Source organism: Cupriavidus sp. FW305-3-2-15-C-LB2, from assembly GCF_058787575.1.
Genome location: NZ_JBYSZW010000035.1, coordinates 38,468 through 62,757 on the forward strand (window position 1 = coordinate 38,468; position 24,290 = coordinate 62,757).

The 24,290-nt window shown below is 67.5% G+C and carries 25 protein-coding genes; 10 read left to right on the forward strand and 15 right to left on the reverse strand.

Going from position 1 to position 24,290, the window contains the following annotated elements:
- Positions 1 to 8 precede the first annotated feature (8 nt).
- On the forward strand, positions 9 to 491 hold the full coding sequence (locus tag AC3WRR_RS23180; protein ID WP_010813108.1) for a DUF411 domain-containing protein: 483 nt from the start codon (positions 9 to 11) through the stop codon (positions 489 to 491).
- A gap of 213 nt (positions 492 to 704) precedes the next feature.
- On the opposite strand, the gene AC3WRR_RS23185 is transcribed toward AC3WRR_RS23180, so the two are convergent.
- On the reverse strand, positions 705 to 1,343 hold the full coding sequence (locus AC3WRR_RS23185; protein ID WP_492298238.1) for a CoA transferase subunit B: 639 nt from the start codon (positions 1,341 to 1,343) through the stop codon (positions 705 to 707).
- Between the two features lie 11 nt (positions 1,344 to 1,354).
- Positions 1,355 to 2,056, reverse strand: a complete 702-nt coding sequence (locus AC3WRR_RS23190) for a CoA transferase subunit A (protein ID WP_011615003.1) — start codon at positions 2,054 to 2,056, stop codon at positions 1,355 to 1,357.
- 182 nt (positions 2,057 to 2,238) lie between these two features.
- On the opposite strand from AC3WRR_RS23190, the gene AC3WRR_RS23195 reads away from it, so the two are divergent.
- The gene (locus AC3WRR_RS23195) at positions 2,239 to 2,784 is read left to right on the forward strand and encodes a PAS and helix-turn-helix domain-containing protein (RefSeq protein ID WP_010813111.1); all 546 of its coding nucleotides are present in this window, start codon (positions 2,239 to 2,241) and stop codon (positions 2,782 to 2,784) included.
- A 15-nt stretch (positions 2,785 to 2,799) separates the two neighbouring features.
- Here the strand turns inward: AC3WRR_RS23195 and AC3WRR_RS23200 are convergent, their stop codons facing one another.
- The 5 genes from AC3WRR_RS23200 to AC3WRR_RS23220 form a co-directional block, all read right to left on the reverse strand.
- Positions 2,800 to 3,201 (reverse strand): acyl-CoA thioesterase, encoded by a 402-nt coding sequence (locus AC3WRR_RS23200; protein WP_010813112.1) that lies wholly within the window; start codon positions 3,199 to 3,201, stop codon positions 2,800 to 2,802.
- A gap of 52 nt (positions 3,202 to 3,253) precedes the next feature.
- The gene (locus AC3WRR_RS23205; RefSeq protein WP_011615002.1) at positions 3,254 to 4,282 is read right to left on the reverse strand and encodes a DctP family TRAP transporter solute-binding subunit; all 1,029 of its coding nucleotides are present in this window, start codon (positions 4,280 to 4,282) and stop codon (positions 3,254 to 3,256) included.
- 49 nt (positions 4,283 to 4,331) lie between these two features.
- A complete protein-coding gene (locus tag AC3WRR_RS23210; protein WP_439671567.1) occupies positions 4,332 to 5,636 on the reverse strand; it encodes a TRAP transporter large permease in 1,305 nt (434 codons plus the stop codon).
- Entirely contained in the window at positions 5,633 to 6,235 is a 603-nt protein-coding gene (locus tag AC3WRR_RS23215; RefSeq protein WP_011615001.1) for a TRAP transporter small permease, read from the reverse strand. The genes AC3WRR_RS23210 and AC3WRR_RS23215 overlap by 4 nt, the downstream gene beginning before the upstream one ends.
- A 268-nt stretch (positions 6,236 to 6,503) precedes the next feature.
- Entirely contained in the window at positions 6,504 to 7,289 is a 786-nt protein-coding gene (locus AC3WRR_RS23220; RefSeq protein ID WP_010813116.1) for an SDR family oxidoreductase, read from the reverse strand.
- Between the two features lie 311 nt (positions 7,290 to 7,600).
- On the opposite strand from AC3WRR_RS23220, the gene AC3WRR_RS23225 reads away from it, so the two are divergent.
- On the forward strand, positions 7,601 to 9,289 hold the full coding sequence (locus AC3WRR_RS23225; protein ID WP_010813117.1) for an electron transfer flavoprotein-ubiquinone oxidoreductase: 1,689 nt from the start codon (positions 7,601 to 7,603) through the stop codon (positions 9,287 to 9,289).
- Between the two features lie 73 nt (positions 9,290 to 9,362).
- Here AC3WRR_RS23225 and AC3WRR_RS23230 read toward each other — a convergent pair whose 3' ends face one another.
- Both AC3WRR_RS23230 and AC3WRR_RS23235 read right to left on the reverse strand, forming a co-directional pair.
- The gene (locus AC3WRR_RS23230; protein ID WP_492298240.1) at positions 9,363 to 10,214 is read right to left on the reverse strand and encodes a lipase secretion chaperone; all 852 of its coding nucleotides are present in this window, start codon (positions 10,212 to 10,214) and stop codon (positions 9,363 to 9,365) included.
- A gap of 112 nt (positions 10,215 to 10,326) precedes the next feature.
- Entirely contained in the window at positions 10,327 to 11,214 is an 888-nt protein-coding gene (locus AC3WRR_RS23235; RefSeq protein ID WP_492294430.1) for a flagellar brake protein, read from the reverse strand.
- 237 nt (positions 11,215 to 11,451) lie between these two features.
- On the opposite strand from AC3WRR_RS23235, the gene AC3WRR_RS23240 reads away from it, so the two are divergent.
- Positions 11,452 to 12,165, forward strand: a complete 714-nt coding sequence (locus AC3WRR_RS23240; protein ID WP_439671564.1) for a FadR/GntR family transcriptional regulator — start codon at positions 11,452 to 11,454, stop codon at positions 12,163 to 12,165.
- A gap of 37 nt (positions 12,166 to 12,202) precedes the next feature.
- The gene (locus AC3WRR_RS23245) at positions 12,203 to 13,309 is read left to right on the forward strand and encodes an NAD(P)/FAD-dependent oxidoreductase (protein ID WP_439671563.1); all 1,107 of its coding nucleotides are present in this window, start codon (positions 12,203 to 12,205) and stop codon (positions 13,307 to 13,309) included.
- Here AC3WRR_RS23245 and AC3WRR_RS23250 read toward each other — a convergent pair.
- The 5 genes from AC3WRR_RS23250 to AC3WRR_RS23270 form a co-directional block, all read right to left on the reverse strand.
- Positions 13,231 to 14,505, reverse strand: a complete 1,275-nt coding sequence (locus tag AC3WRR_RS23250; RefSeq protein ID WP_011614995.1) for an MFS transporter — start codon at positions 14,503 to 14,505, stop codon at positions 13,231 to 13,233. The genes AC3WRR_RS23245 and AC3WRR_RS23250 overlap by 79 nt on opposite strands.
- Positions 14,506 to 14,517: 12 nt before the next feature.
- Positions 14,518 to 15,627: a chorismate synthase gene (gene aroC, locus AC3WRR_RS23255; protein ID WP_010813124.1), complete on the reverse strand. Its 1,110-nt coding sequence runs from the start codon at positions 15,625 to 15,627 to the stop codon at positions 14,518 to 14,520.
- Positions 15,628 to 15,701: 74 nt separating this feature from the next.
- A complete protein-coding gene (locus tag AC3WRR_RS23260) occupies positions 15,702 to 16,424 on the reverse strand; it encodes a glutathione S-transferase C-terminal domain-containing protein (RefSeq protein ID WP_010813125.1) in 723 nt (240 codons plus the stop codon).
- Between the two features lie 26 nt (positions 16,425 to 16,450).
- Positions 16,451 to 18,349, reverse strand: coding sequence for an MFS transporter (locus AC3WRR_RS23265; protein ID WP_010813126.1), 1,899 nt, complete (start codon positions 18,347 to 18,349; stop codon positions 16,451 to 16,453).
- Between the two features lie 150 nt (positions 18,350 to 18,499).
- Positions 18,500 to 18,946, reverse strand: coding sequence for a CBS domain-containing protein (locus AC3WRR_RS23270; RefSeq protein WP_010813127.1), 447 nt, complete (start codon positions 18,944 to 18,946; stop codon positions 18,500 to 18,502).
- 238 nt (positions 18,947 to 19,184) lie between these two features.
- On the opposite strand from AC3WRR_RS23270, the gene AC3WRR_RS23275 reads away from it, so the two are divergent.
- The 3 genes from AC3WRR_RS23275 (at position 19,185) to AC3WRR_RS23285 (ending at position 21,739) form a co-directional block, all read left to right on the forward strand.
- Positions 19,185 to 20,495: an O-acetylhomoserine aminocarboxypropyltransferase gene (locus tag AC3WRR_RS23275; RefSeq protein ID WP_010813128.1), complete on the forward strand. Its 1,311-nt coding sequence runs from the start codon at positions 19,185 to 19,187 to the stop codon at positions 20,493 to 20,495.
- Positions 20,495 to 21,319 (forward strand): alpha/beta fold hydrolase, encoded by an 825-nt coding sequence (locus AC3WRR_RS23280; protein ID WP_010813129.1) that lies wholly within the window; start codon positions 20,495 to 20,497, stop codon positions 21,317 to 21,319. The genes AC3WRR_RS23275 and AC3WRR_RS23280 overlap by 1 nt, the downstream gene beginning before the upstream one ends.
- Positions 21,320 to 21,421: 102 nt before the next feature.
- Positions 21,422 to 21,739 carry an Mpo1-like protein gene (locus AC3WRR_RS23285; RefSeq protein WP_010813130.1) on the forward strand — a complete coding sequence of 106 codons (318 nt, stop codon included), beginning with the start codon at positions 21,422 to 21,424 and terminating at the stop codon, positions 21,737 to 21,739.
- A gap of 28 nt (positions 21,740 to 21,767) precedes the next feature.
- Here AC3WRR_RS23285 and AC3WRR_RS23290 read toward each other — a convergent pair whose 3' ends face one another.
- Entirely contained in the window at positions 21,768 to 23,114 is a 1,347-nt protein-coding gene (locus AC3WRR_RS23290; RefSeq protein WP_010813131.1) for a YihY family inner membrane protein, read from the reverse strand.
- A gap of 166 nt (positions 23,115 to 23,280) precedes the next feature.
- On the opposite strand from AC3WRR_RS23290, the gene wrbA reads away from it, so the two are divergent.
- Both wrbA and AC3WRR_RS23300 read left to right on the forward strand, forming a co-directional pair.
- Positions 23,281 to 23,883: an NAD(P)H:quinone oxidoreductase gene (gene wrbA, locus AC3WRR_RS23295; RefSeq protein ID WP_010813132.1), complete on the forward strand. Its 603-nt coding sequence runs from the start codon at positions 23,281 to 23,283 to the stop codon at positions 23,881 to 23,883.
- Complete coding sequence (locus AC3WRR_RS23300; RefSeq protein ID WP_010813133.1) at positions 23,880 to 24,287, forward strand: DUF2069 domain-containing protein; 408 nt, start codon at positions 23,880 to 23,882, stop codon at positions 24,285 to 24,287. The genes wrbA and AC3WRR_RS23300 overlap by 4 nt, the downstream gene beginning before the upstream one ends.
- Positions 24,288 to 24,290 lie beyond the last annotated feature (3 nt).

Here is a 24,290-nt window from a genome sequence, read left to right on the forward strand (position 1 = left end):
AGCAAACGATGCAACGACGCAGTTTCCTGCGCGCGCTGGCGCTGGGCGCGGTCTCGGCCGGGGCGCTGGCACCGGTGGCCGGCGCGCTGGCGCAAGCCGCCAAGCCGCTTGCCATCGACGTCTACAAGAGCCCGCTGTGCGGCTGCTGCGAGGATTGGGTCAAGCACCTGCGCAGCAACGGCTTCACCGTGACGGTGCATGATGTCGAGGACACCGGCGTGTACCGCAAGCGCTTCGGCATGCCGGAACGCTTTGGCTCCTGCCACACCGGGTATATCGGCGGCTACGCCATCGAGGGCCATGTGCCGGCGGCGGATATCCGCAAGCTGCTGGCAGCAAAACCCAAGGCCGTCGGCCTGGCCGTGCCGGGCATGCCGGTCGGCTCGCCCGGCATGGAACAGGGCCCGCGCAAGGACCCGTTCGACGTGCTAATCGTAAAAGCGGATGGCGCCGCTTCGGTGTTCGCCAGCTACAACAAGCAGGCAGGCTGACCTGCGGCTGCCGGGCGGCAGGGTCTGCGCCTTGCCGGAGAGCAGCCAGCTTAGTGCGCAGCGATATTGCCGGGCTATTCGCCGGAAGAGCTAGGGAATGCAGCCGGCTGGCGTAGCCCGGCCGGGCAATTCCAAAGCGAAGCGACCCGACAAAAAAGCCCCTGCGGCGCATCGCACCTCAGGGGCCCTGCCAGGCTTCGGAGCTCAGCCCGCTTACAGCAGCGGAGCGCCAGTCTTGGCCTGGATTTCCTCGCGGCTGACACCCGGAGCCGTTTCCACCAGCTTCAGGCCTTCGTCGGTCACGTCGATCACGCCCAGGTCGGTAATGATGCGGTTGACCACGCCCACGCCGGTCAGCGGCAGGTTGCAGTCCTTCAGGATCTTGATGTCCTCGGTGCCATCCTTCTTCTTGGCGGTGTGTTCCATCAGCACCACCACTCGGCCGACGCCGGCGACCAGGTCCATCGCGCCGCCCATGCCCTTGACCATCTTGCCCGGGATCATCCAGTTGGCCAGGTCGCCCTTTTCGCTGACCTGCATCGCACCCAGGATCGCCAGGTTGATGTGGCCGCCGCGGATCATCGCGAACGAGTCGGCCGACGAGAAGATCGACGAGCCCGGCAGCGTCGTCACGGTTTGCTTGCCGGCGTTGATCATGTCGGCGTCGACTTCGTTCTCGGTCGGGAACGGGCCGATGCCCAGCAGTCCGTTCTCGGACTGCAGCCACACTTCCATGCCTTCGGGCACCCAGTTGGCCACCAGCGTCGGCAGGCCGATGCCCAGGTTGACGTAGAAACCGTCCTGCAGCTCGGTCGCGGCGCGCGCGGCCATTTCGTCACGTGTCCATGCCATGATGCGTCTCCTTAGCTGGCCGCGCGCACGGTGCGCTGCTCGATGCGTTTCTCGGGGGTGGTGTTCAGCACCAGGCGCTTCACGAAGATGCCGGCCAGGTGGATTTCATCCGGGTCCAGCTCGCCGGTCTCGACGATATGCTCGACCTCGGCGATGGTGACCTTGCCCGCCATGGCGCACATCGGGTTGAAGTTGCGCGCGGTGCGGCGGAACACCAGGTTGCCGGCCTTGTCAGCCTTGTATGCCTTGACCAGCGCCACGTCGGCGGTCAGCGAACGCTCCATCACGTACTGCTGGCCGTCGAATTCGCGGATTTCCTTGCCTTCGGCGACGATGGTGCCGACACCGGTCTTGGTGAAGAAGGCCGGGATGCCCGAGCCGCCGGCGCGCAGCTTCTCGGCCAGCGTGCCTTGCGGGGTGAATTCCAGCTCAAGTTCGCCCGCCAGGTACTGGCGCTCGAACTCCTTGTTCTCGCCCACGTAGGACGAGATCATCTTGCTGATCTGGCGCGTGGCCAGCAGCAGGCCCAGGCCGAAGCCATCGACGCCGGCGTTGTTGGAGATACAGGTCAGCTGCTTGGCGCCGCTGTCGCGCAGCGCGGCAATCAGCGCCTCGGGGATGCCGCACAGGCCGAAACCGCCCACGGCGATCGTCTGGCCGTCGCGGACGACGCCTGCAAGCGCTTCTGCGGCGCTGGCGTAGACCTTGTTCATGCTTCGCTCCTTCCTCGGTAGTTCCCTGTCGCTCTTCCCGCCACCGGGTTGTGCGGCGGGCGACGCAGGGAAATTGTAACGGTACAATCGGCAACAGGCGGGCGACAGTCGCCGCAACTCGTCCGACCGACAGCATACGCAAGCGCAGCCGGCTACGCCATTACGTAAAAATACATAAGCAGATGCCCGCAATCGACTACCAGACCGCCTTCCAGCTCGCCCCCGTGGGCCTGGTGCTGTCACGCGAACGCGTGATCGAGGACTGCAACGAGGAGGTCTGCCGCATTTTCGGCACCACGCGCGAAGCGCTGCTGGGCCAGTCCTTCCAGGTGCTCTACCCCACCGCCGACGAATTCGAGCGCACCGGCGCGCGCATCGCGCCGATCATGGGCAAGCGCGGCATGTACTCGGACGAACGCATCATGAAGCGCGCCGGCGGCGAGCTGTTCTGGTGCCATGTCACCGGGCGCGCACTGGACCGCACGCAACCGCTGGGCGCGGGGATCTGGACCTTCGAGGATCTGTCGCAGAAGCGCCAGGTCACTGCGGAGCTGACCGCGCGCGAACGCGAGATCGCGGCGCAGCTGGTGGAGGGAAAGACCAGCAAGCAGATCGGCAAGCTGCTGGCGATCAGCCCGCGCACGGTGGACATCTACCGGGCGCGGCTGATGAAGAAGTACGGGGCCAGCACGTCGGTGGACCTGGTGCAGCGGCTGGTCAACCACTGAGCCCCGTGGCAGGCATCAGCCCTCGATGATCGCGCGGATCTCTGCCGGCACCGGCACCGACTTCTCCTGCGTGTAATCGCACCACACCACCTTGGCCCCGCCCTCGGCCCAGACCACGTCGGGCTGGTCGGTGCGGCGGATTTCCATGCGGGTCTCGAAGCTGGTGCGGCCGAGCTGGCCGGCGTAGACGCGGCACTCGATGTCGCCCGGGTAGCGCAGCTGCTTCAGGAAAGTCATGTGCGCATTGATAATGACCGGCCCCTGCCCGCGTGCATCCTTGCCGCCGCGGCCCAGCGACGCGAACCACTCGATGCGCGCCTGCTCCAGGTACTGGAAGTAGACGGTGTTGTTGACATGGCCCATGGCATCCATGTCGCCCCAGCGGATCGGCATGACCACCGTATAGACGTGCTTCATCACAGCCTCCAAAAGAACAGGCCCGCCGGGTCTGGCGGGCCCTCTGCTTGGCTCAGCGCTTGGCGATCGCGCCTTCGGCCTTGGTCACCAGGTCGGTGCCGATCTGCTTCTTCCACTTGTCGTAGACCTTGGCGGTGGCCTTGCGGAAGGCGTCATGCTCGGCCGGCGTCAGGTGCGTGACCTTGACGCCGTGCGCCTCCATGTCCTTCCAGGCCGGCGCGCCCGGCTCGGCCAGGCCCTTGCGGGCCAGCGCGATTTCCTGCTTGCCGGCGTCGACGGCGGCCTGCTTCACGATCTCGCGGTCGGCCGGGGTCCAGCTTTCCCAGATCTGCTTGTTGACCACGAAGATCAGCGGGTCAGCCACGTAGCCCCAGGTGGTGACGAACTTCTGGCCCACCGTGTACAGCTTGGCGGCGGCGAACACCGACTGCGGGTTCTCCTGCCCGTCAACCGCGCCCGAGGCCATCGCCGGCTGCGCATCGGCCCAGCTCATCTGGGTCGGGTTGGCGCCCAGCGCGTTGAAGGTCTCGATGTACAGCGGCGAACCGACCACGCGCAGCTTCATGCCCTTGAGGTCTTCCGGCTTGCGGATTTCGCGCTTGGAGTTGGACACCTCGCGGAAGCCATTCTCGCCCCAGGCCAGCGGCACCACGCCGGCTTTTTCCAGCGTGGCGAAGATCGACTTGCCGACTTCGCCCTGCGTGAGCGCGTCCAGCGCCTTGTAGTCGGGCATCAGGAACGGCAGCGAGAACAGGTTCAGTTCCCTGACCTGCGGCGACCAGTTGATGGTCGAGCCCACCGCCATGTCGATCACGCCCTGGCGGATCGCCGAGAACTCGCGGGTCTGGTCGCCGGCCACCAGCGAGGTGCCCGGGTACAGCTTGATATTGATGCGGCCGTTGGTGCGCTGCTTGACCAGGTCGGCCCAGATCTCGCCGCCCTTGCCCCACGGGAAGGCCGGGCCGAGCACCAGCGACATCTTGTACTCGGACTTGTAGGTCTGGGCCATTGCGCCGGCGGGGGCGAAGGCGGAAGCGGCAATGGCGGCAGCCGTTGCGAGCATCAGGGCACGACGTTTCATTTCATCTCCTCTCGGGAAAGCGTCAATTCTTGTTTGTGAATGCGGAACATCAGTAGCCGAGGTACTCAGGCAGCCAGGTCGCCAGCGGCGGATAGGCCAGCACCACCAGCATGGCGATAAACATCGCCAGCAACATCCAGATCACCCAGGGCACGGTCTCTTCCATGCGCACCCGGGCAATCCGGCACGACACCATCAGGTTCACGGCCAGCGGCGGCGTGAACTGGCCCAGCGCCACCTTCAGCGTCAGCACCACGCCGAACCACACCGGGTTCCAGTGGAAGGCATTGACAATGGGCAGCAGCAGCGGCACGAAGATCAGGAAGATCGAGATGCCGTCCAGGAACATGCCGACCGTCATCAGCAGCAGCACGATCAGCGCCAGCACGCCGTACTCGCCCAGCCCGGAATTGGCGATGGCGTGCGCCAGCGGGTCGATCACGCCCAGCGTCGACAGCGCATAGGCGAAGATGCCGGCCAGTGCCACCACCAGCAGGATCACTGCCGAGGTCTCGGCCGCCTCCTGGAAGATGGTGAACAGGTCGCGCATGCCGATGCTGCGGTACACCACCATGCCGACGAACAGGCCGTAGACCACTGCCACCACGGCGGCTTCGGTCGGCGTGAACCAGCCGGCGCGCATGCCGCCCAGGATCAGGAACGGCGCCACCAGGCCCCATGCGGCCTCGCGCAGGCTCTTCCAGAACGGCGGGCGCGGCAGCGCGGCTTCGATCGCGCCCATGTTGTGCTTGCGCGCCAGCCACACGGCCGGAACGATCAGCGCCACGCCGGCCAGGATGCCGGGGATCATGCCCGCGGCGAACAAGGCCGGCACCGATGCGCCGGGCACCAGCACGCTGTAGATGATGAGGGCCACCGACGGCGGGATCAGGATGTCGGTCGCGGCTGCCGCGCCGACCACCGCGGCGCTGTACGAGCCCGGATAACCGGCGCGCGACATCGCCGCGATCATCACGCCGCCCACCGCGGCCGCGTTGGCCGGGCCGGAGCCGGAGATGCCGCCGAGGAACATCGCCACCAGGATCGCCACCAGCGGCAGCATGCCCGGGCCGCGACCAACGATGGCGATGGCAAAGGTCACCAGCCGCTGCGCCACGCCGGAGCGGTCGAAGATCGACCCCACCAGCACGAACATCGGGATCGCCAGCAGCGGATACTTGGCCAGCCCCGCATAGAAGTTCTGAGGCACGGCCAGCAGGCCGAACATCTGGGTGTCGAGATTGGACAGGCCGATGGCAACCAGGCCGCCCAGGCCGAGCGACACGCCGATGGGCACGCCCAGCAGCATCAGGCCGATAAAGACCACGAACAGGGTGATGGCGACGAACGTCATTGCGCCTTCTCCGTCGTGGTGGCCTTGCCTTCATGCAGCGCCTTGAGCGCGCGCACGTTGCGTAGCACCAGCCCCAGCGCGCGCAGCGCGATGCCGGCAGACAGCACCGGCAGCCAGATCGAGTACCACCAGCTCGGCACGCCGATGCCCGGCGAGGTCTCGCCGAAGGTGTACTCATCCCAGGTAATGCGTGCGCCCAGCACCGCCAGCGCGATGAACATCACCGCCACCGCCAGCGCCGACAGGATCGCCAGGCGGCGCTGGCGGGCCGCGCTGCCGCGCTCGAAGAAGAATTCGATGCGGATATTGCGATCGCGTGCCACCGCGGCGCTGCCGGCGACCAGCGCCAGCACGATCATCAGGAAGACCGAGAACTCCTCGGTCCAGGCAAATGACTCGTCGGTGAAATAGCGGACCACCACGTTGGCGAAAGTGATGCCGACCAGCAGCACCATCACGATCACGCCAACCCAGTCCTCGATGCGGGGCGATACCCGGAAATCAGCGTCCTGCGCTTCGTCGGCGGCCTGCGGGATCACCGCGGAATCGACGACGTGTTGCGGCACGGCGTTGCGCCGTGCCTCTTCTTGTTGCTCCATCTCCCCGGCCTCCGGTCCGGGCCGCTCGGGCCATGCGGCCACCGCGGCGTTTTTTTACTTGTATGTAAAGACTTAATCTGCAGACATGGCGGATTATGCCAAGACTGGCCCGCCACGCACGAATTTTCTGATGATTGATGTGTGCTGACGACGGCGCACCCAAGGGGACCGGATAAGCCCTGGGCGTGCAGTCCGGGCATCCCGCGGCGCTTTTGGCGCGCAGCCGGGATGCAGGGGGCCTTGCGCCCCCCGGTCAGCGATCAGGCGGTCAGACCATGCCGTCGTCGGCGGTGATGACAGCGCCGTTGATGAACTGCGACTGGTCGGATGCGAGCAGCAGCAACAGGCCGTCGAGATCCTCCGGCTTGCCCAGGCGCTTGCGCGGCAGCATCTGGATCAGCTTCTGGCCGGCGTCCGAATCCCAGTGGTGGTGGTTGATCTCGGTATCGATATAGCCCGGGCAGATCGCGTTGGTATTGATGCCATGGCGCGCCCATTCGAGCGCCATGGCCTTGGTCATGTGCACCACGGCCGCCTTGCTCATGCAATACACGCCGATCTGCGACAGCACCTTCAGCCCCGCCACCGACGCGACATTGACGATCCGCGCCTGCGGCAGCGGGCTGCCGTTGCGCTCGGCGCCCTTGGCGCGCGCGATCATGCGCTTGGCCACTTCCTGGGCGACGAAGAAGGCACCGCGGGTATTGGTGTCGAACACGAAATCGAAGTCGTCGGCGGTCACATCGGTCAGCTTCTGCGTGGTCGACACGCCGGAGTTGTTGACCAGGATGTCGATGGAGCCGGCCTCAGTCTCCGCATGCGCCACCGCGGCGCGGATGCTGTCCGGGTCGGTGACGTCCAGCCGCACCACATGGGCGCTGCCGCCCTCGGCCTCGATCGCCGCGCGCAGTTCCTTGAGCCGCTCGGTGCGGCGCGAGGCCAGCACTACCTTGGCGCCGGCGGCGGCCAGCACCGTCGCGAAACGCGAGCCCAGCCCGCTTGAAGCGCCGGTGACCAGCGCGACCTTGCCTTCCAGATTGATCGACAAACCCATGATTACCTCTTGTGCGGGAGCTCCTCCGGCCTATTCGGGAGCAGAAGGCAGCATATCAAAAAAAAGAACGACCGTTCCAAAAAAATCCTTGCCTGTGGGTGGCGAGTCCCGGACAATGCCGGAGATTCTAAGAACTTGACCAGCAAAGGGAAAGAGGGAAAACGCGCGATCCGGGAGTCTTTGGACCCCAAATCGCTGCCAACTCACCCACCCGCGGTTCCCGTCCGCGCGCTGGCCCGGTTCTCGGCAAAACGATCACCGCATTTCCCACAATTGCAAGCAAGCAGCAAAGAAATAGAGGGTTAGAGACAATGGATCAGCAACAGCTCCTGGAGCAGTTCGGCCCGCGCGAAGCCATGGAATACGATGTGGTCATCGTCGGCGGCGGCCCCGCCGGCCTGGCCACCGCCATCCGCCTGAAGCAACTCGCGCAGGAGAAAGGCGCCGACGTCAACGTGTGCGTGCTGGAAAAGGGCTCCGAGCCCGGCGCCCACATCCTGTCGGGCGCCATCATGGACCCGCGCGCCCTCAATGAACTGATCCCGAACTGGAAGGAACTGGGCGCGCCGCTGAACCAGGCCGTCACCGAAGACAAGTTCCTGTTCCTGAACGAGTCCGGCTCCAAGGGCACGCCTCCGGCCCTGCTGCCAGAGTGCTTCCACAACGAAGGCAACTACATCATCAGCCTGTCGAACTTCGTGCGCTGGCTGGGCCAGCAGGCCGAGGCGCTGGGCATTGAGATCTTCCCGGGCTTCCCCGCCGCCGAAGTGCTCTACAACGAAGACGGCTCGGTCAAGGGCGTGGCCACCGGGAATATGGGCATCAACAAGGAAGGCGAGCCCACCGACAACTTCCAGCTGGGCATGGAACTGCATGCCAAGTACACCATCTTCGCCGAAGGCGCGCGCGGCCACCTGGGCAAGCAACTGATCGAGAAATTCAAGCTCGATGCCGGCAAGGATCCGCAGAGCTACGGCATCGGCCTGAAGGAGCTGTGGGAGATCGACCCGGCCAAGCACAAGCCCGGCCTGGTGGTGCACACCGCCGGCTGGCCGCTCGACCCCGCCACCTACGGTGGCTCGTTCCTGTACCACATGGAAGACAACAAGGTCGCGGTCGGCTTTGTGGTCGGACTGGACTACACCAACCCGTGGCTGTCTCCGTTCGAGGAATTCCAGCGCTTCAAGACGCATCCGGAAATCCGCCAGTACTTCGAGGGCGGCAAGCGCCTCTCCTACGGCGCCCGCGCCATCACCGCCGGTGGCCTGCTGTCGCTGCCCAAGACCGTGTTCCCGGGCGGCGCGCTGGTCGGCTGCGACGCCGGCTACCTGAACGCCTCGCGCATCAAGGGCAGCCACGCCGCCATCAAGACCGGCATGCTGGCCGCCGAGGCCATCTATGACGCGCTGCAGGCCGGCCGCCAGCACGATGAGCTGGCCGCCTACCCGACCGCGTTCGAGCAGAGCTGGCTGCACAAGGAACTGCTGCAGGCCAAGAACTTCAAGCAGTGGTTCAAGAAGGGCCGCACCACCGCCACGCTGATGACCGGCATCGAGCAATGGCTGCTGCCCAAGCTGGGCATCCGCAACCCGCCATGGACCATCCACCGCGTGAAGCCGGACCATGTGTACCTGAAGCCCGCGGCCGAGTGCCAGAAGATCGAGTATCCGAAGCCGGACGGCAAGCTGACCTTCGACCGCCTGAGCTCGGTGTTCATCAGCAACACCAACCACGAAGAGAACCAGCCGGCGCACCTGACGCTCAAGGACGCCAGCGTTCCGGTCAACATCAACTGGGACAAGTACGCCGGCCCCGAGTCGCGCTACTGCCCGGCAGGTGTGTATGAGTTCGTGCAGGACGAGACGTCGGGCAAGGAACGTCTGCAGATCAATGCGCAGAACTGCGTTCACTGCAAGACCTGCGACATCAAGGATCCGACCCAGAACATCGTCTGGGTGACGCCGGAAGGCGGCGGCGGTCCGAACTACGTCGGGATGTAAGCCTGCCGCGCCAGCGGCAGAAAAAACGGCACCGGAAACCCGGTGCCGTTTTTCTTTGGGCGATGCAGCGCGGCTATCGTGCCTGCCGCCGCGCGGCCATCGCCTTGTCGACCACCTCGGCCTGCAGCGCCTCGGCGGGATTGCCGAAGGCCTGGCTGCGCAGCGCATCCAGCTGCTGCCGGCGGTCCTGCTCCGACAACCCCGGGAATGACTCGATCTGCGCGCGGCGCGCGGCGTAGTCGTCGTAGCGCTGCTGCCAGGCCTGCCCGGCTTGCGCCTGCTGCTGGTAGCGCTGCGCCACCTCGGCACCGTAGGCCTGCGCCAACGCCGCACCGATGTCCTGCGCACTGCGGCCGGCGGCCTGCATGCCGGCGATGGTGTCGCTGATCGCCTGCGGACGCGCGCTGGCCTCCCGTGCCGCACGCAGTGGCTCGGGCAGCGTGGCTTCGAGTTCGGCCAGCCGCTGCCGCCGCTGCGCGTCATCCAGGCCGGATTGTGCCGCGATGTCCAGCCGCGCCAGCATGGCATCGTCATACACCTGCTCGTCGCCGAACCAGATTGCCGCCACCTCCGGCAGCAGGTGCTGCCGCGCGCCGTTACGCCCGGCCTGCAGCGCGCGCAACTGCTGCACTTGTGCCGCATCCAACGTGCCGTTCGTATCCGCCCGCGGCTTGCGCGCGGCCAGCGCTTGAATCTCGGCAAGATAAGCCAGGTAGCGCTGCCACAGCTGCCACGCCTGCCCTGCCGCGGGCTGCGGCACGCGGCGGCGGATATCGTCGTACACCAGCCGGTCCAGCGCGTCGGCGCCGCCGGCGTCGTGGCGGGCGCTGAGGAAGTAGTCGAAGTAGGTGCGCAGCGCGCGCGTCAGGCGCAGGTTGCCTTGCGCGTCGAGTTCGGGGCCCGCGGGCACGTGCGTCGTCCGCACGCGTGGTGTCCGCTGTGCTCCATGTTGTCTCCTCGGTGGTGGGTCTTTTTATGTTGGAAGCAGTAAAGACTGGCCGCCCCGACGAGACAATCAAAACATTAGCGGATTCCCTCTAAACGGCCGCTACAGCCGCGGGCTGCAAGGGCATGCGGGTGCTGGAAAGCAGCTGTTCGTAGATGTAGCACTGCAGCAGCGTCAGCTCGCGCTCGGCCAGCACGTCGAAGGCCACGCCGAAGGCCGGAAAGTCGGCATCGTCGCTGGCCGCGCCGGGGGGCGCGAGGCGGATCCAGCCATCGATGGTGACCTCGCTGTCCAGTGACGCCGTGCGCATCTTGAAGCGCAGCCGCACGCGGCTGCCCGGCGCCGGCGCCGGCGCGGTGGTCTGCACCAGCGCGCCACCGGTGCTGAGGTCGGACAGCAGCGCCAGCCGCGCCGTGCCGGTGTCGATGCCGTCGTCATCGCCGGGCTCGGTCAGGTAGGCGGCCAGCCGGGTTGGCACGCGCGCAGCCTTGCGTACCGGCATTGCGTGCTTCTGCACCGGCGCCGACAGCACCAGGTAGCGAAACGGGCTGCGGCACACGGCGGTGATGGTCGAGGTGAAGCTGTGGATGGCGTGTCCGGAGAAGCCGCGCAGCAGCACGGCATCGCCCGCCTGCAGCGGCAGGTCGCGCCCGCCGAGCTGCGGCCAGGTGACAAACAGGCCCTGCTCGATAAAACCGATCAGGCGGCTGGCGGCCGGGCGTGCGGCCTCGCCCTCATGCTTGACATGCAGCAGCGTGCCGACCTGCAGGCCAAGCGGCCCGGTGGCCGGACGCAGTTCGTCATCGGCATCGTCGTGGCCATCTTCGCGACAGACCACGCCATGGCGGAACACCAGCGCCAGGTCGCGTTCATCGGGAATGACACTGCCGCTGCCGAGCACCAGGTTGCCCTCGCCATCGAGCAATGACCAGGGCAGCGGGTATCCGACGGGAAGATCGTTAGGTGTGAGCTGGATCATGGCTGTTCGCAGTAGGCCCCGGCATTGGATGGGGGCATGGCAAGCCTTGGGCGGAGCCGACGCGCAGGATCCGCCACCTGTATCAGACTTCTATCGGCGCCGGAGCGGCGAAATTAAGCCCTCGGCGATTGACCAGAGACGCATGTGTAGCATTCACTCCCTACGGAGACCTTGACGCCTCGCAAAGTTAGGCCGAAAATCAACAAAATCTGTCTGACAGCCTGACATATCAAAACCATGACCATCCTGCCCCGCCCGGCCTCGCTCGCCAGCCGCATCGCCCAGACCCTGCACGACGACATCCTCGCCGGCCGCTACGCCGCGGGCGCGCGCCTGCCGGCCGAGGCCAGCCTGGCCGATAACTTCGGCGTGAGCCGGCCGATCGTGCGCGAGGCCATCGCCCAGCTGAAGGCCGATGGCGTGCTGGTGACGCGCAAGGGCTCGGGCGCTTATGTGTCGGAGACCCCGGGCGGCAAGGCCTGGCGCGTGGCCAGCGCGCCCGACGGCGGCCCGACGCTGGCGCAGCTGTTCGAACTGCGCCGGGTAGTGGAAACCGCCTGCGCCGAAATGGCCGCGCAGCGGCGCACGGATGCCGATATCGATGCCATCCGCGGCGCACTGGCGGCGATGCAGGCACGGGCCGACGGCCAGGGCGACATGGCCAGCGCGGCGGCGGCCGACATGGCCTTCCACCATGCCATTGCCGAAGCCGCGCACAACCCCTGCTTTACCGGTCTGACCGATTTCGTCAGCCAGCAGATGCTGGCCGCGCGCCAGCGCGCCTGGGAGAACACCGCGCGGCTGAGTGTGACGACTGGCGCGCCGCGCGCCGCCGACCAGGAACATGCGGCGCTGGCCGAAGCGATTGCCGCCGGCGATGCCACGGCCGCCCGCAGTGCCGCGCAACAGCACCTTGCGGCCGCCGCCGCCCGCCTCGGCCTGACGGCCTGAGCCTCCGAACACACAGACTTTGAAGCAAGGAACAACCATGGAAACAGTGGATTGCGTCGTCATCGGCGCCGGCGTGGTGGGACTGGCGGTGGCGCGCGCACTCGCGCTGCAGGGTCGCGAAGTGATCATCCTGGAAACCGAGAACGCCTTCGGCACCATCACCAGCGCGCGCAACAGCGAGGTCATCCACGCCGGCATCTACTATCCGGCCGGCTCGCTCAAGGCACAGCTGTGCGTGCGCGGCAAGGCCATGCTGTACGACTACTGCGCTAGCCACCACGTGGCGCACCAGCGCTGCGGCAAGCTGATCGTGGCCACCAGCGAGGCCCAGGTGGCAACGCTCGAAGGCATCCGCGCCAAGGCGGCGGCCAACGGCGTGGACGACCTGCGCCTTGTCAGCCGCGCCGAGGCGCAGGCGCTGGAGCCGCAACTGCAGTGCCATGCCGCGCTGCTGTCGCCGTCGACCGGCATTGTCGACAGCCATGGCCTGATGACCGCGCTGCTGGGCGACGCGGAAAACGCCGGCGCGATGCTGGCGGTGCAGTCGCCGGTGCTGGGCGGCGCGGTGACGGCGGACGGCATCCGGCTGGAGATCGGCAGCGAGGATGGCAGCGCCACCACGCTGCTGGCGCGCACGGTGGTGAACTCGGCCGGGCTGACCGCGCCGGAACTGGCGCGCCGCATCGACGGCATGCCCGAGACCCATATCCCGCCGCAGTTCTACGCCAAGGGCTGCTATTTCACGCTGGCCGGGCGCGCGCCGTTCTCACGGCTGATCTACCCGGTGCCCGAGGCGGCCGGGCTGGGCGTGCACCTGACCATCGACCTGGGCGGCCAGGCGCGCTTCGGCCCCAATGTGCGCTGGATCGACGAGATCGAATACGGCGTGGACCCGGCCGACGCCGACGGTTTCTATGACGAAGTGCGACGCTACTGGCCGGGGCTGGCCGACGGCGCGCTGCAACCCGGCTATGCCGGCATCCGCCCCAAGATCAGCGGGCCGCACGAGGTTGCCGCGGACTTCCGCATCGACGGCCCCGCCGTGCATGGCGTGCCGGGGCTGGTTCACCTGTTCGGCATCGAGTCGCCGGGGCTGACCTCGTCGCTGGCGATCGCCGAGCGGGTCTGCGCGGCGCTGGCCTGAGCGGCGCCATCGCCTTCCGCGCGGAAGCTCATCACCGCACAGAACGCGCCGGCCGCCGCGGCAATGGCGGCCAGCCCGAAGGTATGCTCGGGCGCCAGCGCGTTCCAGGTCCAGCCCATCGCCAGCCCGCCCAGCGTGCCGCCGACGCCGTAGGAAATGCCCGTGTACAGCGCCTGCCCGCGCCCCTGCAGCGGCCCGGCAAACCATGCCTGCAACCGCTTCAGGCTGGCGCTGTGGTGCGCGGCAAAAGTGGCCGCGTGCAGCACCTGCACCAGCGCCATGAGCCAGGCAAACTGGGCAAGGTAGCCGGTCAGGCCGAAGCGCAGCGCCGCCAGCACGAAGGTGCCGGCCAGGATCGTGCGCAGCGCATAGCGCGCGAACAGCAGGCCCTGGTAGTAGAAGAAAACGATCTCGGCGACCACGCCGATGGTCCACATCACGCCAATGGCGAACTTGCTGTAGCCCAGCTGCGCCAGCCACAGCGAATAGAACACATAGAGCGCGGCGTGCGCGAACATCATCAGGAAGGCTGACGCCAGGAACCAGGCCACGTCCGGGCGGCGCAGCAGCGGCAAGGCGCGCGGCGGCGCCGTGCGCGGGCCGTCGTCGGCGGCGTCATGCATGGTCAGCACCACGCCGGCCAGGATCGCCAGCAGCGTGCTGGCCACCCACGGGAAGGCGCGCATGCCGACCGCTTCGAACAGCGCCCCGCCGGCCAGCACCGCGCCGATAAAGCCGACCGAGCCGAACATGCGGATGCGGCCGTAGCTATGGTCGAAGGCGCCGTAGCGGCGCAGCGTGGAGATGGTCAGGGCATCGCCCAGCGGCGACATCGCGCTGGTGAGCAGGCTCAGCGTCAGCATCATCGCCATCATGCCGCCGTAGCTGCCCACACCCGGCAGCATCAGGAAGGCCAGCAACGAGGTGAACGCGCTCACGCGCAGGATGCGCACACGCGTGTGCATCACGTCGGACAGCCAGCCCCACAGGTAGGGCCCGACGATGCGGCTGACCTGGAAGCTCGCCATCAGCACGCCGATCTGCACCGGGTTGAAGCCGCGGTCGGCGAAATACAGGCTGACGTACGGCGAGATCAGGCCGACGTAGCCGTAGTAGCCAAGATAGAAGAGCCCGAAACGGGCGTAGTCGGGGCGGCCGGCGCCGGTGGCACCGCCGCCCGCGAAAGGCGTGGCCAACGCGAGGTCAGGTCAGGGGGTCTGGCCGGCCTGCGCGGGAATGCGCGGCGTATCGACCTTGACGTCGCCGCACTGGGCACGGTGGCGCAGGGCGTGGTCGATCAGCACCAGCGCCAGCATGGCCTCGGCGATCGGCGTGGCGCGGATGCCCACGCACGGGTCGTGGCGGCCGAAGGTCTCGACGGTGGCGGCATTGCCGGCCTTGTCGATCGATTCACGCGGGGTGCGGATGGAAGACGTCGGCTTGATCGCCAGCGACACGGTGACGTCCTGGCCGGTGGAGATGCCACCCAGCACGCCGCCGGAATTGTTGGTGCGGAAGCCCTCGGCGGTCAGCTCGTCGCCATGGACGCTGCCGCGCTGGGCCACGCTGTCGAAGCCGGCGCCGATCTCCACGCCCTTGACCGCGTTGATGCCCATCATGGCGTGGGCGATGTCGGCGTCGAGCCTGTCGAACAGCGGCTCGCCCAGGCCCACCGGCACGTTGCTGGCCACCACCTCGATGCGCGCGCCGACCGAGTCGCCGTCGCGGCGCAGCGCGTCCATATAGGTTTCAAGCTCGGGGATGATGTCGGCGTTGGGCGCGAAGAACGGGTTCTCCGGCACGTGCGACCAGTCCGTGAACGGCACCGCGATCTCGCCCAGCTGCGACATATAGCCCCGGATCTCGGTGCCATACTTTTCGCGCAGCCACTTCTTGGCCACCGCCCCGGCCGCCACCACCGGCGCGGTCAGGCGCGCCGACGAGCGGCCGCCGCCGCGATGGTCGCGGATGCCGTACTTCTGCCAGTAGGTGTAGTCGGCATGGCCCGGGCGGAAGGTCTCGACGATATTGCCGTAGTCCTTGCTGCGCTGGTCGGTATTGCGGATCAGCAGGCAGATCGGGGTGCCGGTGGTCTTGCCCTCGAACACGCCGGACAGGATCTCGACCTGGTCGGGTTCCTGGCGTTGCGTGACGTGGCGCGAGGTGCCGGGCCGGCGGCGGTCCAGGTCGCCCTGGATATCGGCCTCGGTCAGCGCCATGCCCGGCGGGCAGCCGTCCACCACCGCGCCGATGGCGGGCCCGTGCGATTCGCCGAAGGTGGTAACAGTGAAAAGCAGGCCAAGGGTGTTGCCGGACATGATGGAAACCGCACAGGAATTGGGGAAGGTTTCCATTGTAAGGCCAATGGCGGGCCTCGGGCGGCCCGGCAGGCTCAGGCGGCGGCGCTTTCCAGCGCCAGTTCGGGGTAGAACTCGGCGCGCATCCGCTCCATATAGGCCACCAGGTTGGCATGCCCCTCGGCCGCGGTGCGGATCGGAGTGTCGAATACGGGGCACAGCAGGCTGCCGGCAAAGGCAAACAGCGTGGCGTCGGCCCCGCATGGCACGTTGCCCATCAGGTAGGGCTTGTCGCCCAGGATGTCGGCGATCGAGGTCACGCCCTTGCTGGCCAGCGCCACCAGGTCTTCTTCGCTATGCCGGCCCAGGCCCTGCCCCCACAGCGTCTTGCGCACCTTGTAGCGCACCAGCCGCTCGGCCAGGCCGCGCACCGGCGCCGGCACGCCGCGGAAGAACTGGGCCGGCCCCTTGTCGAAGTTGGCCTGGTCCAGCCAGCGCACCCGCGCCACCGCCCAATACAGGTGGTCTTCCATCAGCTTCTCGGCGGCCCAGGCGATACCGCGCTCGGCCGCGCTCAGGCCCGCGTCGAAGTCGATGTGGTAGGTCTTCTCGATATGCCAGCGGATCAAGGTGGAATCCGCCACGATCCGGCCCATGTCGTCCAGGTAGGGCAGCTTGCCCTTGGGCGCGCGCCGCAGGCTGCCGCGGCGCGCCTGGTAAGGCAGGCCGGCCAGCTTGAGCAGCATCTCGGCCTTGGTGACGAAGGGGCTGGCGTCGGGCAGCCCGAAGGCGGGGCCAAAGGTGTAGAGCGTGATCATCGTGGATTCGGGTTCGGCACAAGGCGTTAGCGCCAGTCGCCGCGCAGGGCCTGCACCATCTGCTGCAGCCCTTCCGGGGTGGCGGCCTCGGGCGGCACCGGCTCGCCCACCACCAGTTCCAGCCGGTTCAGGATGCCGCGCCGGAACGGCCGCGACATCGCCGGTGCCCCCTTGCGCGAAAAGAAGCTGCCCCACAGCCCGCGCAGCGCCATCGGCACCACCGGCACCGGCGTGCGCCGGATGATCTGCTGCACGCCCTGCCTGAACGGGTTGATCTCGCCGGTGGCGGTGATCTTGCCTTCGGGGAAGATGCAGACCAGATCCCCCTCGTCCAGCGCCTGCGCCACGCTGTCATAGGCACGCCTGAGCATGTCCGGATTCTCGTGCGCCGGCGCGATCGGGATAGCGCGGGCCTGGCGGAAGAACCACGACAGCAGCGGCACCCTGAAGATGTTGTGGTCCATCAGGAAGCGCACCGGGCGTGGGCTGCAGGCCATCAGCACCACCGCGTCGGCAAAGCTGACGTGGTTGCAGACCAGCACGGCCGGGCCGTCGGCGGGAATGCGCTCGGCATTGACGCGGCGCAGCCGGTAGAGGGTATGGACCAGGATCCACGCGATAAAGCGCAGCAGGAATTCCGGCACCAGCGAGTAGATGTAGACCGCCACCACCGCATTGAGCAGCCCCACCACCAGGAACAGCTGCGGGATGCTGTAGCCCGCCTGCGTCATCGCCACGCCCAGCAGCGACGCGGCAATCATGAAGAAGCTGTTCAGGATGTTGTTGGCGGCGATGATGCGGGCGCGGTGCGTGGGCGCGCTGCGGCTCTGGATCAGCGCGTACAGCGGCACGCTGTAGAAGCCGCCGAACATGGCCAGCAGGAACAGGTCCGCCAGCACGCGCCAGTGGCGCGGCTCGGCCAGGAAGCCGCCGATGCTGCTGAGCGCCACGGGTGCCTGCCCCTGGCTGGCAAAGTACAGGTCGACCGCGAACACCGTCATGCCGATCGAGCCGAACGGCACCAGGCCGATCTCGACATGGCGCCCGGACAAGCGCTCGCACAGCAATGAACCGGTGCCGATGCCCAGCGAGAACACCGCCAGCAGCAGCGTCACCACGTTCTGGTCGCCGCCCAGCACATCCTTGGCATAGCTGAAGAACGAGGTCAGGAAGGTGGCGCCCAGGAACCACAGCCACGAAATGCCGAGCAGGCTCAGGAATACCGTGCGGTTGCCACGCGCCAGCACCAGGTTGCGCCAGGTCTCGGAAAACGGGTTCCAGTTGATGCGCAGGTCCGGCTGCGGCGCCGGCGAAACCGGGATGCGGCCCGACACCAGCCGCCCCGCCACGGCGATCACCACGCACACCGCGCCCACGTACATCGGCCCCACGATGGTTCCGCCCTGCTGCAGCCCGGCCAGTTCGCCGCCGATCAGCGTCCCGATCAGGATCGCGACAAAGGTGCCCATCTCCACCATGCCGTTGCCGCCGACCAGTTCGCTTTCATCCAGGTGCTGCGGCAGGTAGGCAAACTTGACCGGCCCGAACAGCGTGGAATGCAGCCCCATCAGGAAGGTGCCGGCGTACAGCAGCGGCGCGCTGTGCCAGGCAAAGCCGGCCAGGCCCAGCACCATGATGGCGATTTCCAGCGACTTGACCAGCCGGATCAGGCGCGACTTCTCCAGCTTGTCGGCGATCTGCCCGCTGGTGGCGGAGAACAGCACGAACGGCGCGATAAAGATGGCCGAGATCAGGAAGGCCGCGCTGCGCGCGTCCACGCCCTCGAACAGCGCCGTGTGGTAGGTCACCAGCGAGGTGAAGGCGACCTTGAAGACGTTGTCGTTCATCGCCCCCAGGAACTGGGTCCAGAAGAACGGGGCGAAGCGGCGCAGGCCGAGCAGTCGGAACTGGCTGGGTTGGCTCATGGATGGGCCGGTCGGTCAGCGGACCGCCGCGGAAGTGGGAACGCCGGCAAGTTTGCCGGAGCCGGCGTCCGGCCGCCACCCCGCCACGGCCGCGCGGCGCCAACCGAGGGTATTTCCGAAGGAAGCTTCAGTCCGGGCGGCCCGGCGCCATCACTCGGCGCGCTCTTCCGGCCAGTCGCGGATATAGGCCTTGAGCATCTTGTTCTCGAAGCTCTGGTCCTCGACCACGGCCTTGGCGACGTCGTAGAAGGAGATCACGCCCATCAGCGTGCGGTTGTCGAGCACCGGCAGGTAGCGGGTGTGACGCTCCAGCATCATGCGGCGGACCTCGTTGACGTCGGTCTCCATGGTGCAGGTCAGCGGCGCATCGTCCATCACCTTGCGGATGCTGGTGCCACCGACGTTGCCATGATTGCGGGCGAGCGTCTCGATGATCTCGCGGAAGGTCAGCATGCCGACCAGGTCGCCGTATTCCATCACCACCAGCGAGCCGATATCGTGCTCGGCCATGGTGTGGACGGCTACCAGCAAGGAGGTGTCAGGCGTCACGGTATAGAGCGTATTGCCCTTGATCTGGAGGATGTCGCTGACTTTCATGTTGGTCTCCGCTGCCTGCGCTCAAACTGGGGCATCGCTCCGGCGGGGGGCACAGGAGGCGATACCGGTCACATTGTTATCTGTCTACGGGTGTGCGGGCGCGCGCTGCATCACGGCGCCCCGTTGGCCGATCCTAGCCCAAACCCGCCGTCAAAGTAAAGCAGGAGGCCGGTTTGCGGGCGTCGGCGCGCGCACGGTGCTACGATGCTGGCCGGAGACAACTCAAGGCCGACCGACCATGTCCGGAACCCGATTCGACACGCTGGCGCTGCACGCCGGCGCCGCGCCAGACCCCGCCACCGGGGCCCGCGCCACCCCCATCCACCTGACCACGTCCTTCGTGTTCCGCGACAGCGAGCACGCCGCGTCGCTGTTCAACATGGAGCGCGCGGGGCACGTCTATTCCCGTATTTCCAACCCCACCGTGGCCGTGCTGGAAGAGCGCATCGCCGCGCTGGAGAACGGCGCCGGCGCCGTCGCCACGGCCTCGGGCCAGGCCGCGCTGCACCTGGCGGTGGCCACGCTGATGGGCGCGGGCTCGCACGTGGTGGCCTCGTCGGCGCTGTACGGCGGCTCGCACAACCTGCTGCACTACACGCTGCGCCGCTTCGGCATCGAGACCACCTTCGTCAAGGCGCGCGACATCGACGCCTGGCGCGCCGCGATCCGGCCCAATACCCGGCTGCTGTTCGGCGAGACCCTGGGCAACCCGGGGCTGGACGTGCTGGACATCCCGACGCTGGCGCAACTGGGCCAGGATAACGGCATCCCGTTGCTGGTGGATTCCACCTTCACCACGCCCTACCTGCTGCGCCCGTTCGATCACGGCGCCGGCCTGCTCTACCACTCGGCCACCAAGTTCCTGGGCGGCCACGGCACCACCATCGGCGGCGTGCTGGTCGAAGGCGGCACTTTCGACTTCGAGGCCTCCGGGCGCTTCCCGGAGCTGTCCGAGCCGTACGAGGGCTTCCACAACATGGTGTTCACCGAGGAAAGCACGGTGGCGCCCTTCCTGCTGCGCGCGCGCCGCGAGGGCCTGCGCGACTTCGGCGCCTGCATGAACCCGATGGCCGCCTGGCAGCTGCTGCAGGGCGTTGAGACGCTGCCGCTGCGCATGAGCCGCCATGTCGACAACACCCGCAAGGTGGTGCAGTTCCTGGTCTCGCACCCGATGGTGGAGTCGGTGTCCTACCCGGAACTGGAATCGCACCCCGACTACGAACTGGCCAGGCGCCTGCTGCCGCGCGGCTGCGGCGCGGTGTTCAGCTTCAACCTGAAGGGCAACCGCGTGGCCGGCCAGCGCTTCATCGAGAGCATGTCGCTGTTCTCGCACCTGGCCAATGTGGGCGACGCGCGCTCGCTGGTGATCCACCCGGCCTCGACCACGCACTTCCGCATGGACGCGGCGGCGCTGCAGTCGGCAGGCATCACCGAGGGCACGATCCGGCTCTCGATCGGGCTGGAAGACCCGGATGACCTGATCGACGATCTCAAGCGCGGCCTGAAGGCGGCCGAGAAAGCCATGAGTGGCAAGGGAGGGCAAGCCTGATGGAACTGACCATTGCCGGCCAGACGGCCTACGCCTATACCGGCGGCAAACCCTTCGATCCCGCCCTGCCCTGTGCCGTGTTCGTCCACGGCGCGCAGAACGACCATAGCGTGTGGGCCCTGCAGACGCGCTGGTTTGCCAACCACGGCTTCTCGGTGCTGGCGGTGGACCTGCCGGGCCACAACCGCAGCAAGGGCGCGCCGCTGGCCACCGTCGAGGCCATGGCCGACTGGGTCATGGCGCTGGTGGCCGCCGCCGGCGTGAAGGCGCCGGCCTTCGTGTTCGGCCACAGCATGGGCTCGCTGATCGCGCTGGAATGCGCGGCGCGGCATGCGCAGGCGGTGCGCGGCATCGGCCTGCTGGCGACGGCCTACCCGATGAAGGTCTCGGACGCGCTGCTGGACGCCTCGCTCAACCGCGAGGGCGAGGCCATCGCCATGGTCAATACCTGGTCGCATTCGAGCCTGGCCAACAAGCCGTCTTCGCCCGGGCCGGGCGCGTGGATGCACGGCGGCAGCCAGCGGCTGATGGAGCGCGTGTCGCGCAACAACCCGCAGGCCCATGTGTTCCACAATGACTTCTCGGCCTGCAATGCCTACGCCCATGGCGAAGAGGCCGCGGCCGCAGTGGCCTGCCCGGCGCTCTTCATCACCGGCACCAAGGACATGATGACGTCGCCCAAGGCGGCCCAGGCGCTGGCCGGCAAGATGGCCAAGGCAAGCCTGGTCACGGTGCCGTGCGGCCACGCGCTGATGGGCGAACGCCCGGATGAAGTGCTGGACGCGCTGGCGGCCTTTGCGCGCAAGGTGGTCGCTGCCGGCTAAGCCTGGTCGCGGATGGCTGGCCAGCCACGCCGGCGGCCAGCCTCCCGACACCTCGGCGCAGAAGGTCTACACTGCACAAAACAAGACCTGCCGGAGACAGCCATGGCCCACGCCCGCGCGCGCGAGTTCGAGAACTTCGCGGCCTTCTATCCCTACTACCTGAGCGAACACCAGAACCGTACCTGCCGGCGCCTGCATTTTGCCGGGTCGACGGTAGCGTTGCTGTGCCTGGTGGCGCTGGTGGTTACCGGCAATGCATGGTGGCTGCTGGCCGCCGTGCTGGCAGGCTACGCCTTTGCCTGGGTCGGGCACTTTGGTTTCGAGAAGAACCGGCCGGCGACGTTCCGGCATCCGCTCTACAGCCTGATGGGAGACTGGGTGATGTATGCCGATATCTGGCGGGGCAGGATCCCGTTCTGAGCAACTTCACTGTCGCAGGGGGCGGACCTTACACCTGGCCATGCCAGCCCGGCGGCACCACTTCCAGCGTGCGCCGCTGGGGGTGGCTCCCCCCATCCCCTTCAGTCGGCGGCAGATCGGCCGGCTGCTGCCGGAACACCGCCTCCAGCGTCTGATCCAGCTGCGGATTGTCCAGGACCGACTTGAGCGCATCCGCCCCTTGCAGCTGCTGCGCCAGCGCGGTGCGCGGCAGCCGCGGCAGGTTCAGCACCAGCCGGTCATGCAGCGTGCGCAACGTCACCTGTGACGGATTGCACAGCAGTGCCCAATGGGCCTGACCACGCTCCTGCTGCAAGCGCCCGACCAGATGCATGGCCTTGAGCTTGCCCAGCAGGTCCGACAGGTAATCGGCCTCGACCCGCAGCTTGCGGCCCAGGTCCAGTTCGCCAACGCTGCGCGGCACCTCGTCGCGCGCGCGGTAGAGCAGTAGCAGCACGCCCAGCGCATCGAAGAACTCGCTGCCGGCAAAGGTGCGGCGGCGCCAGTAGCCCTGCCGGATCACCGGCAGGTTGGCGGCAATGGTCGCACCCAGCAGCGTCACCAGCCAGCTCAGGTAGATCCACAGCAGGAACAGCGGCAACGCGGCGAAGGTGCCGTAGACCGCGGTATAGGCCGGGATCTCGGTGATGAAATAGCCGAAGCCGCGCTTGGCGAACTCGAACGCGACCGCCGCCACCAGGCCGGCCACGATGGCATCGCGCCATTCGACATAGGCATTGGGCACCGCCGTGTACAGGAAGGCGAAGGCCAGCGCCGACAGCAGCACCGGCGTCGCGCCCACCAGCAGCCCCAGCCCCACCGGCATGGTGCCGACATAGCCCGCCGAGACCGAGATCAGGTAGGAGCTGATCGACAGGCTCGCGCCGATCAGCACCGGCCCGAAGGTCAGCACCGCCCAGAACACCAGCACCCGCTGCGCCAGCGGGCGGCGCTGCTTGACGCGCCAGATCGCGTTGAGCGCGTCTTCCACGGTCAGCATGGTCAGCACCGAGGTGACCATCAACCCGCCCAGGCCCATTGCGGTCAGCCCGCGCGCGCTCTTGGCGAACATGCCGAGGTAGCGCTGGATCGATTCACTGACGTTGCCGGGGATCAGGTTCTGGAACAGGAACGCCTCGATGGCGTTGCGGAAGTCGCGGAACACCGGGAACGCGGCCAGCAGCGCGAACGCCACCGTCAATACCGGCACTACTGCCAGCACGGTGGTGAAGGTCAGGCTGGCCGAGACCTGCGGCAGCCGGTCTTCGCCGGCGCGGCGCAGCGCATAGCGCGCCAGGGCGCGTACCTTCTGCAGGTTCCATTCCCGGCGCAGGCGGGCAACGCGGGGTCCGATCATGCGCAAACAACCTCCTGGATCTGGTTCTGACGGATAAACAGGCGGCCCGCGGCACCGGGGGCGCAAAGCCGATGGGAGATGGCGCGGGGGGCGCATCTATAATACGCGCATTGCTTCCGGCACCTTTCGCGCAACACCACCCCGCCACCGCCGGCCATCCCGCTCCATGACCGACATCCTCGTCCTGTATTACAGCCGCCACGGCAGCACCCGCAAACTAGCCGAACTGATTGCCAACGGTATCGACAGCGTCCCCGGCGCCCAGGCCCGGCTGCGCACGGTGCCGCCGGTTTCCACCGTGTGCGAGGCCACCGCGTCCGATATCCCGGCCGACGGCCCGCCCTATGCCGAGCTGCGCGACCTGGAGGAGTGCGCCGGCCTGGCCCTGGGCAGCCCCACCCGCTTCGGCAACATGGCCGCGCCGATGAAGTACTTCCTGGACGGCACCGTGGCGCAGTGGCTGTCGGGCACGCTGACCGGCAAGCCGGCCTGCGTCTTCACCGCCACCGGCAGCCTGCACGGCGGGCAGGAAACCACGCTGCTGTCGATGATGCTGCCGCTGCTGCACCACGGCATGCTGATCCTGGGCCTGCCATATTCCGAGAAGGGCCTGATGACCACGGCCTCGGGCGGCACACCCTACGGCCCCAGCCACCATGCCCACGGCGACAACCGCGGCCCGGTCACGGAAGACGAATCGGGACTGGCCATCGCCATGGGCCGGCGGCTGGCTCAGACCGCGCTGCGCCTGGCGGGAGGCGCGGCATGAGCCCCATCCCCGAGAGCGACCAGGCGCTGCACAGTCCCTGGCTGTACCGGTTCAGCGTGGGCAGCCTGCTGGCGCTGGTGGTGCTGTGCATCGCCTGGGAATGGTTCCTGGCGCCGCTGCGCCCTGGCGGATCGTGGCTGATCATCAAGTTCCTGCCGCTGCTGCTGCCGCTGCGCGGCGTGCTGACGCGCAACCGCTACACCATGCAGTGGTCGTCGATGCTGATCCTGCTGTTCTTCACCGAGGGCATCGTGCGCGCCACCAGCGACCGCGCGCCCTCGTCCACGCTGGCGTGGGTGGAGGTGGCGCTGACGCTGGTGTTCTTCACCAGCACCATCCTGTACCTGCGCCCCTACAAGCGCCGCGCCCGGGCGGCCGGCAAGCCGGCCGCGCCCAAGTCCTGACCC

Bases quoted from the DNA above. Each gene is read 5' to 3' on its own strand.
- AC3WRR_RS23300 (WP_010813133.1), top strand. From the start codon at position 23,880: ATGAGCCCCATCCCCGAGAGCGACCAGGCGCTGCACAGTCCCTGGCTG.
- AC3WRR_RS23290 (WP_010813131.1), bottom strand. From the start codon at position 23,114: ATGATCGGACCCCGCGTTGCCCGCCTGCGCCGGGAATGGAACCTGCAG.
- AC3WRR_RS23195 (WP_010813111.1), top strand. From the start codon at position 2,239: ATGCCCGCAATCGACTACCAGACCGCCTTCCAGCTCGCCCCCGTGGGC.
- AC3WRR_RS23225 (WP_010813117.1), top strand. From the start codon at position 7,601: ATGGATCAGCAACAGCTCCTGGAGCAGTTCGGCCCGCGCGAAGCCATG.
- aroC (WP_010813124.1), bottom strand. From the start codon at position 15,627: ATGTCCGGCAACACCCTTGGCCTGCTTTTCACTGTTACCACCTTCGGC.
- AC3WRR_RS23245 (WP_439671563.1), top strand. From the start codon at position 12,203: ATGGAAACAGTGGATTGCGTCGTCATCGGCGCCGGCGTGGTGGGACTG.
- AC3WRR_RS23270 (WP_010813127.1), bottom strand. From the start codon at position 18,946: ATGAAAGTCAGCGACATCCTCCAGATCAAGGGCAATACGCTCTATACC.
- AC3WRR_RS23240 (WP_439671564.1), top strand. From the start codon at position 11,452: ATGACCATCCTGCCCCGCCCGGCCTCGCTCGCCAGCCGCATCGCCCAG.
- AC3WRR_RS23260 (WP_010813125.1), bottom strand. From the start codon at position 16,424: ATGATCACGCTCTACACCTTTGGCCCCGCCTTCGGGCTGCCCGACGCC.
- AC3WRR_RS23280 (WP_010813129.1), top strand. From the start codon at position 20,495: ATGGAACTGACCATTGCCGGCCAGACGGCCTACGCCTATACCGGCGGC.
- AC3WRR_RS23185 (WP_492298238.1), bottom strand. From the start codon at position 1,343: ATGGCATGGACACGTGACGAAATGGCCGCGCGCGCCGCGACCGAGCTG.
- AC3WRR_RS23205 (WP_011615002.1), bottom strand. From the start codon at position 4,282: ATGAAACGTCGTGCCCTGATGCTCGCAACGGCTGCCGCCATTGCCGCT.
- wrbA (WP_010813132.1), top strand. From the start codon at position 23,281: ATGACCGACATCCTCGTCCTGTATTACAGCCGCCACGGCAGCACCCGC.
- AC3WRR_RS23220 (WP_010813116.1), bottom strand. From the start codon at position 7,289: ATGGGTTTGTCGATCAATCTGGAAGGCAAGGTCGCGCTGGTCACCGGC.
- AC3WRR_RS23210 (WP_439671567.1), bottom strand. From the start codon at position 5,636: ATGACGTTCGTCGCCATCACCCTGTTCGTGGTCTTTATCGGCCTGATG.
- AC3WRR_RS23190 (WP_011615003.1), bottom strand. From the start codon at position 2,056: ATGAACAAGGTCTACGCCAGCGCCGCAGAAGCGCTTGCAGGCGTCGTC.
- AC3WRR_RS23180 (WP_010813108.1), top strand. From the start codon at position 9: ATGCAACGACGCAGTTTCCTGCGCGCGCTGGCGCTGGGCGCGGTCTCG.
- AC3WRR_RS23265 (WP_010813126.1), bottom strand. From the start codon at position 18,349: ATGAGCCAACCCAGCCAGTTCCGACTGCTCGGCCTGCGCCGCTTCGCC.
- AC3WRR_RS23200 (WP_010813112.1), bottom strand. From the start codon at position 3,201: ATGAAGCACGTCTATACGGTGGTCATGCCGATCCGCTGGGGCGACATG.
- AC3WRR_RS23275 (WP_010813128.1), top strand. From the start codon at position 19,185: ATGTCCGGAACCCGATTCGACACGCTGGCGCTGCACGCCGGCGCCGCG.
- AC3WRR_RS23215 (WP_011615001.1), bottom strand. From the start codon at position 6,235: ATGGAGCAACAAGAAGAGGCACGGCGCAACGCCGTGCCGCAACACGTC.
- AC3WRR_RS23235 (WP_492294430.1), bottom strand. From the start codon at position 11,214: ATGATCCAGCTCACACCTAACGATCTTCCCGTCGGATACCCGCTGCCC.
- AC3WRR_RS23285 (WP_010813130.1), top strand. From the start codon at position 21,422: ATGGCCCACGCCCGCGCGCGCGAGTTCGAGAACTTCGCGGCCTTCTAT.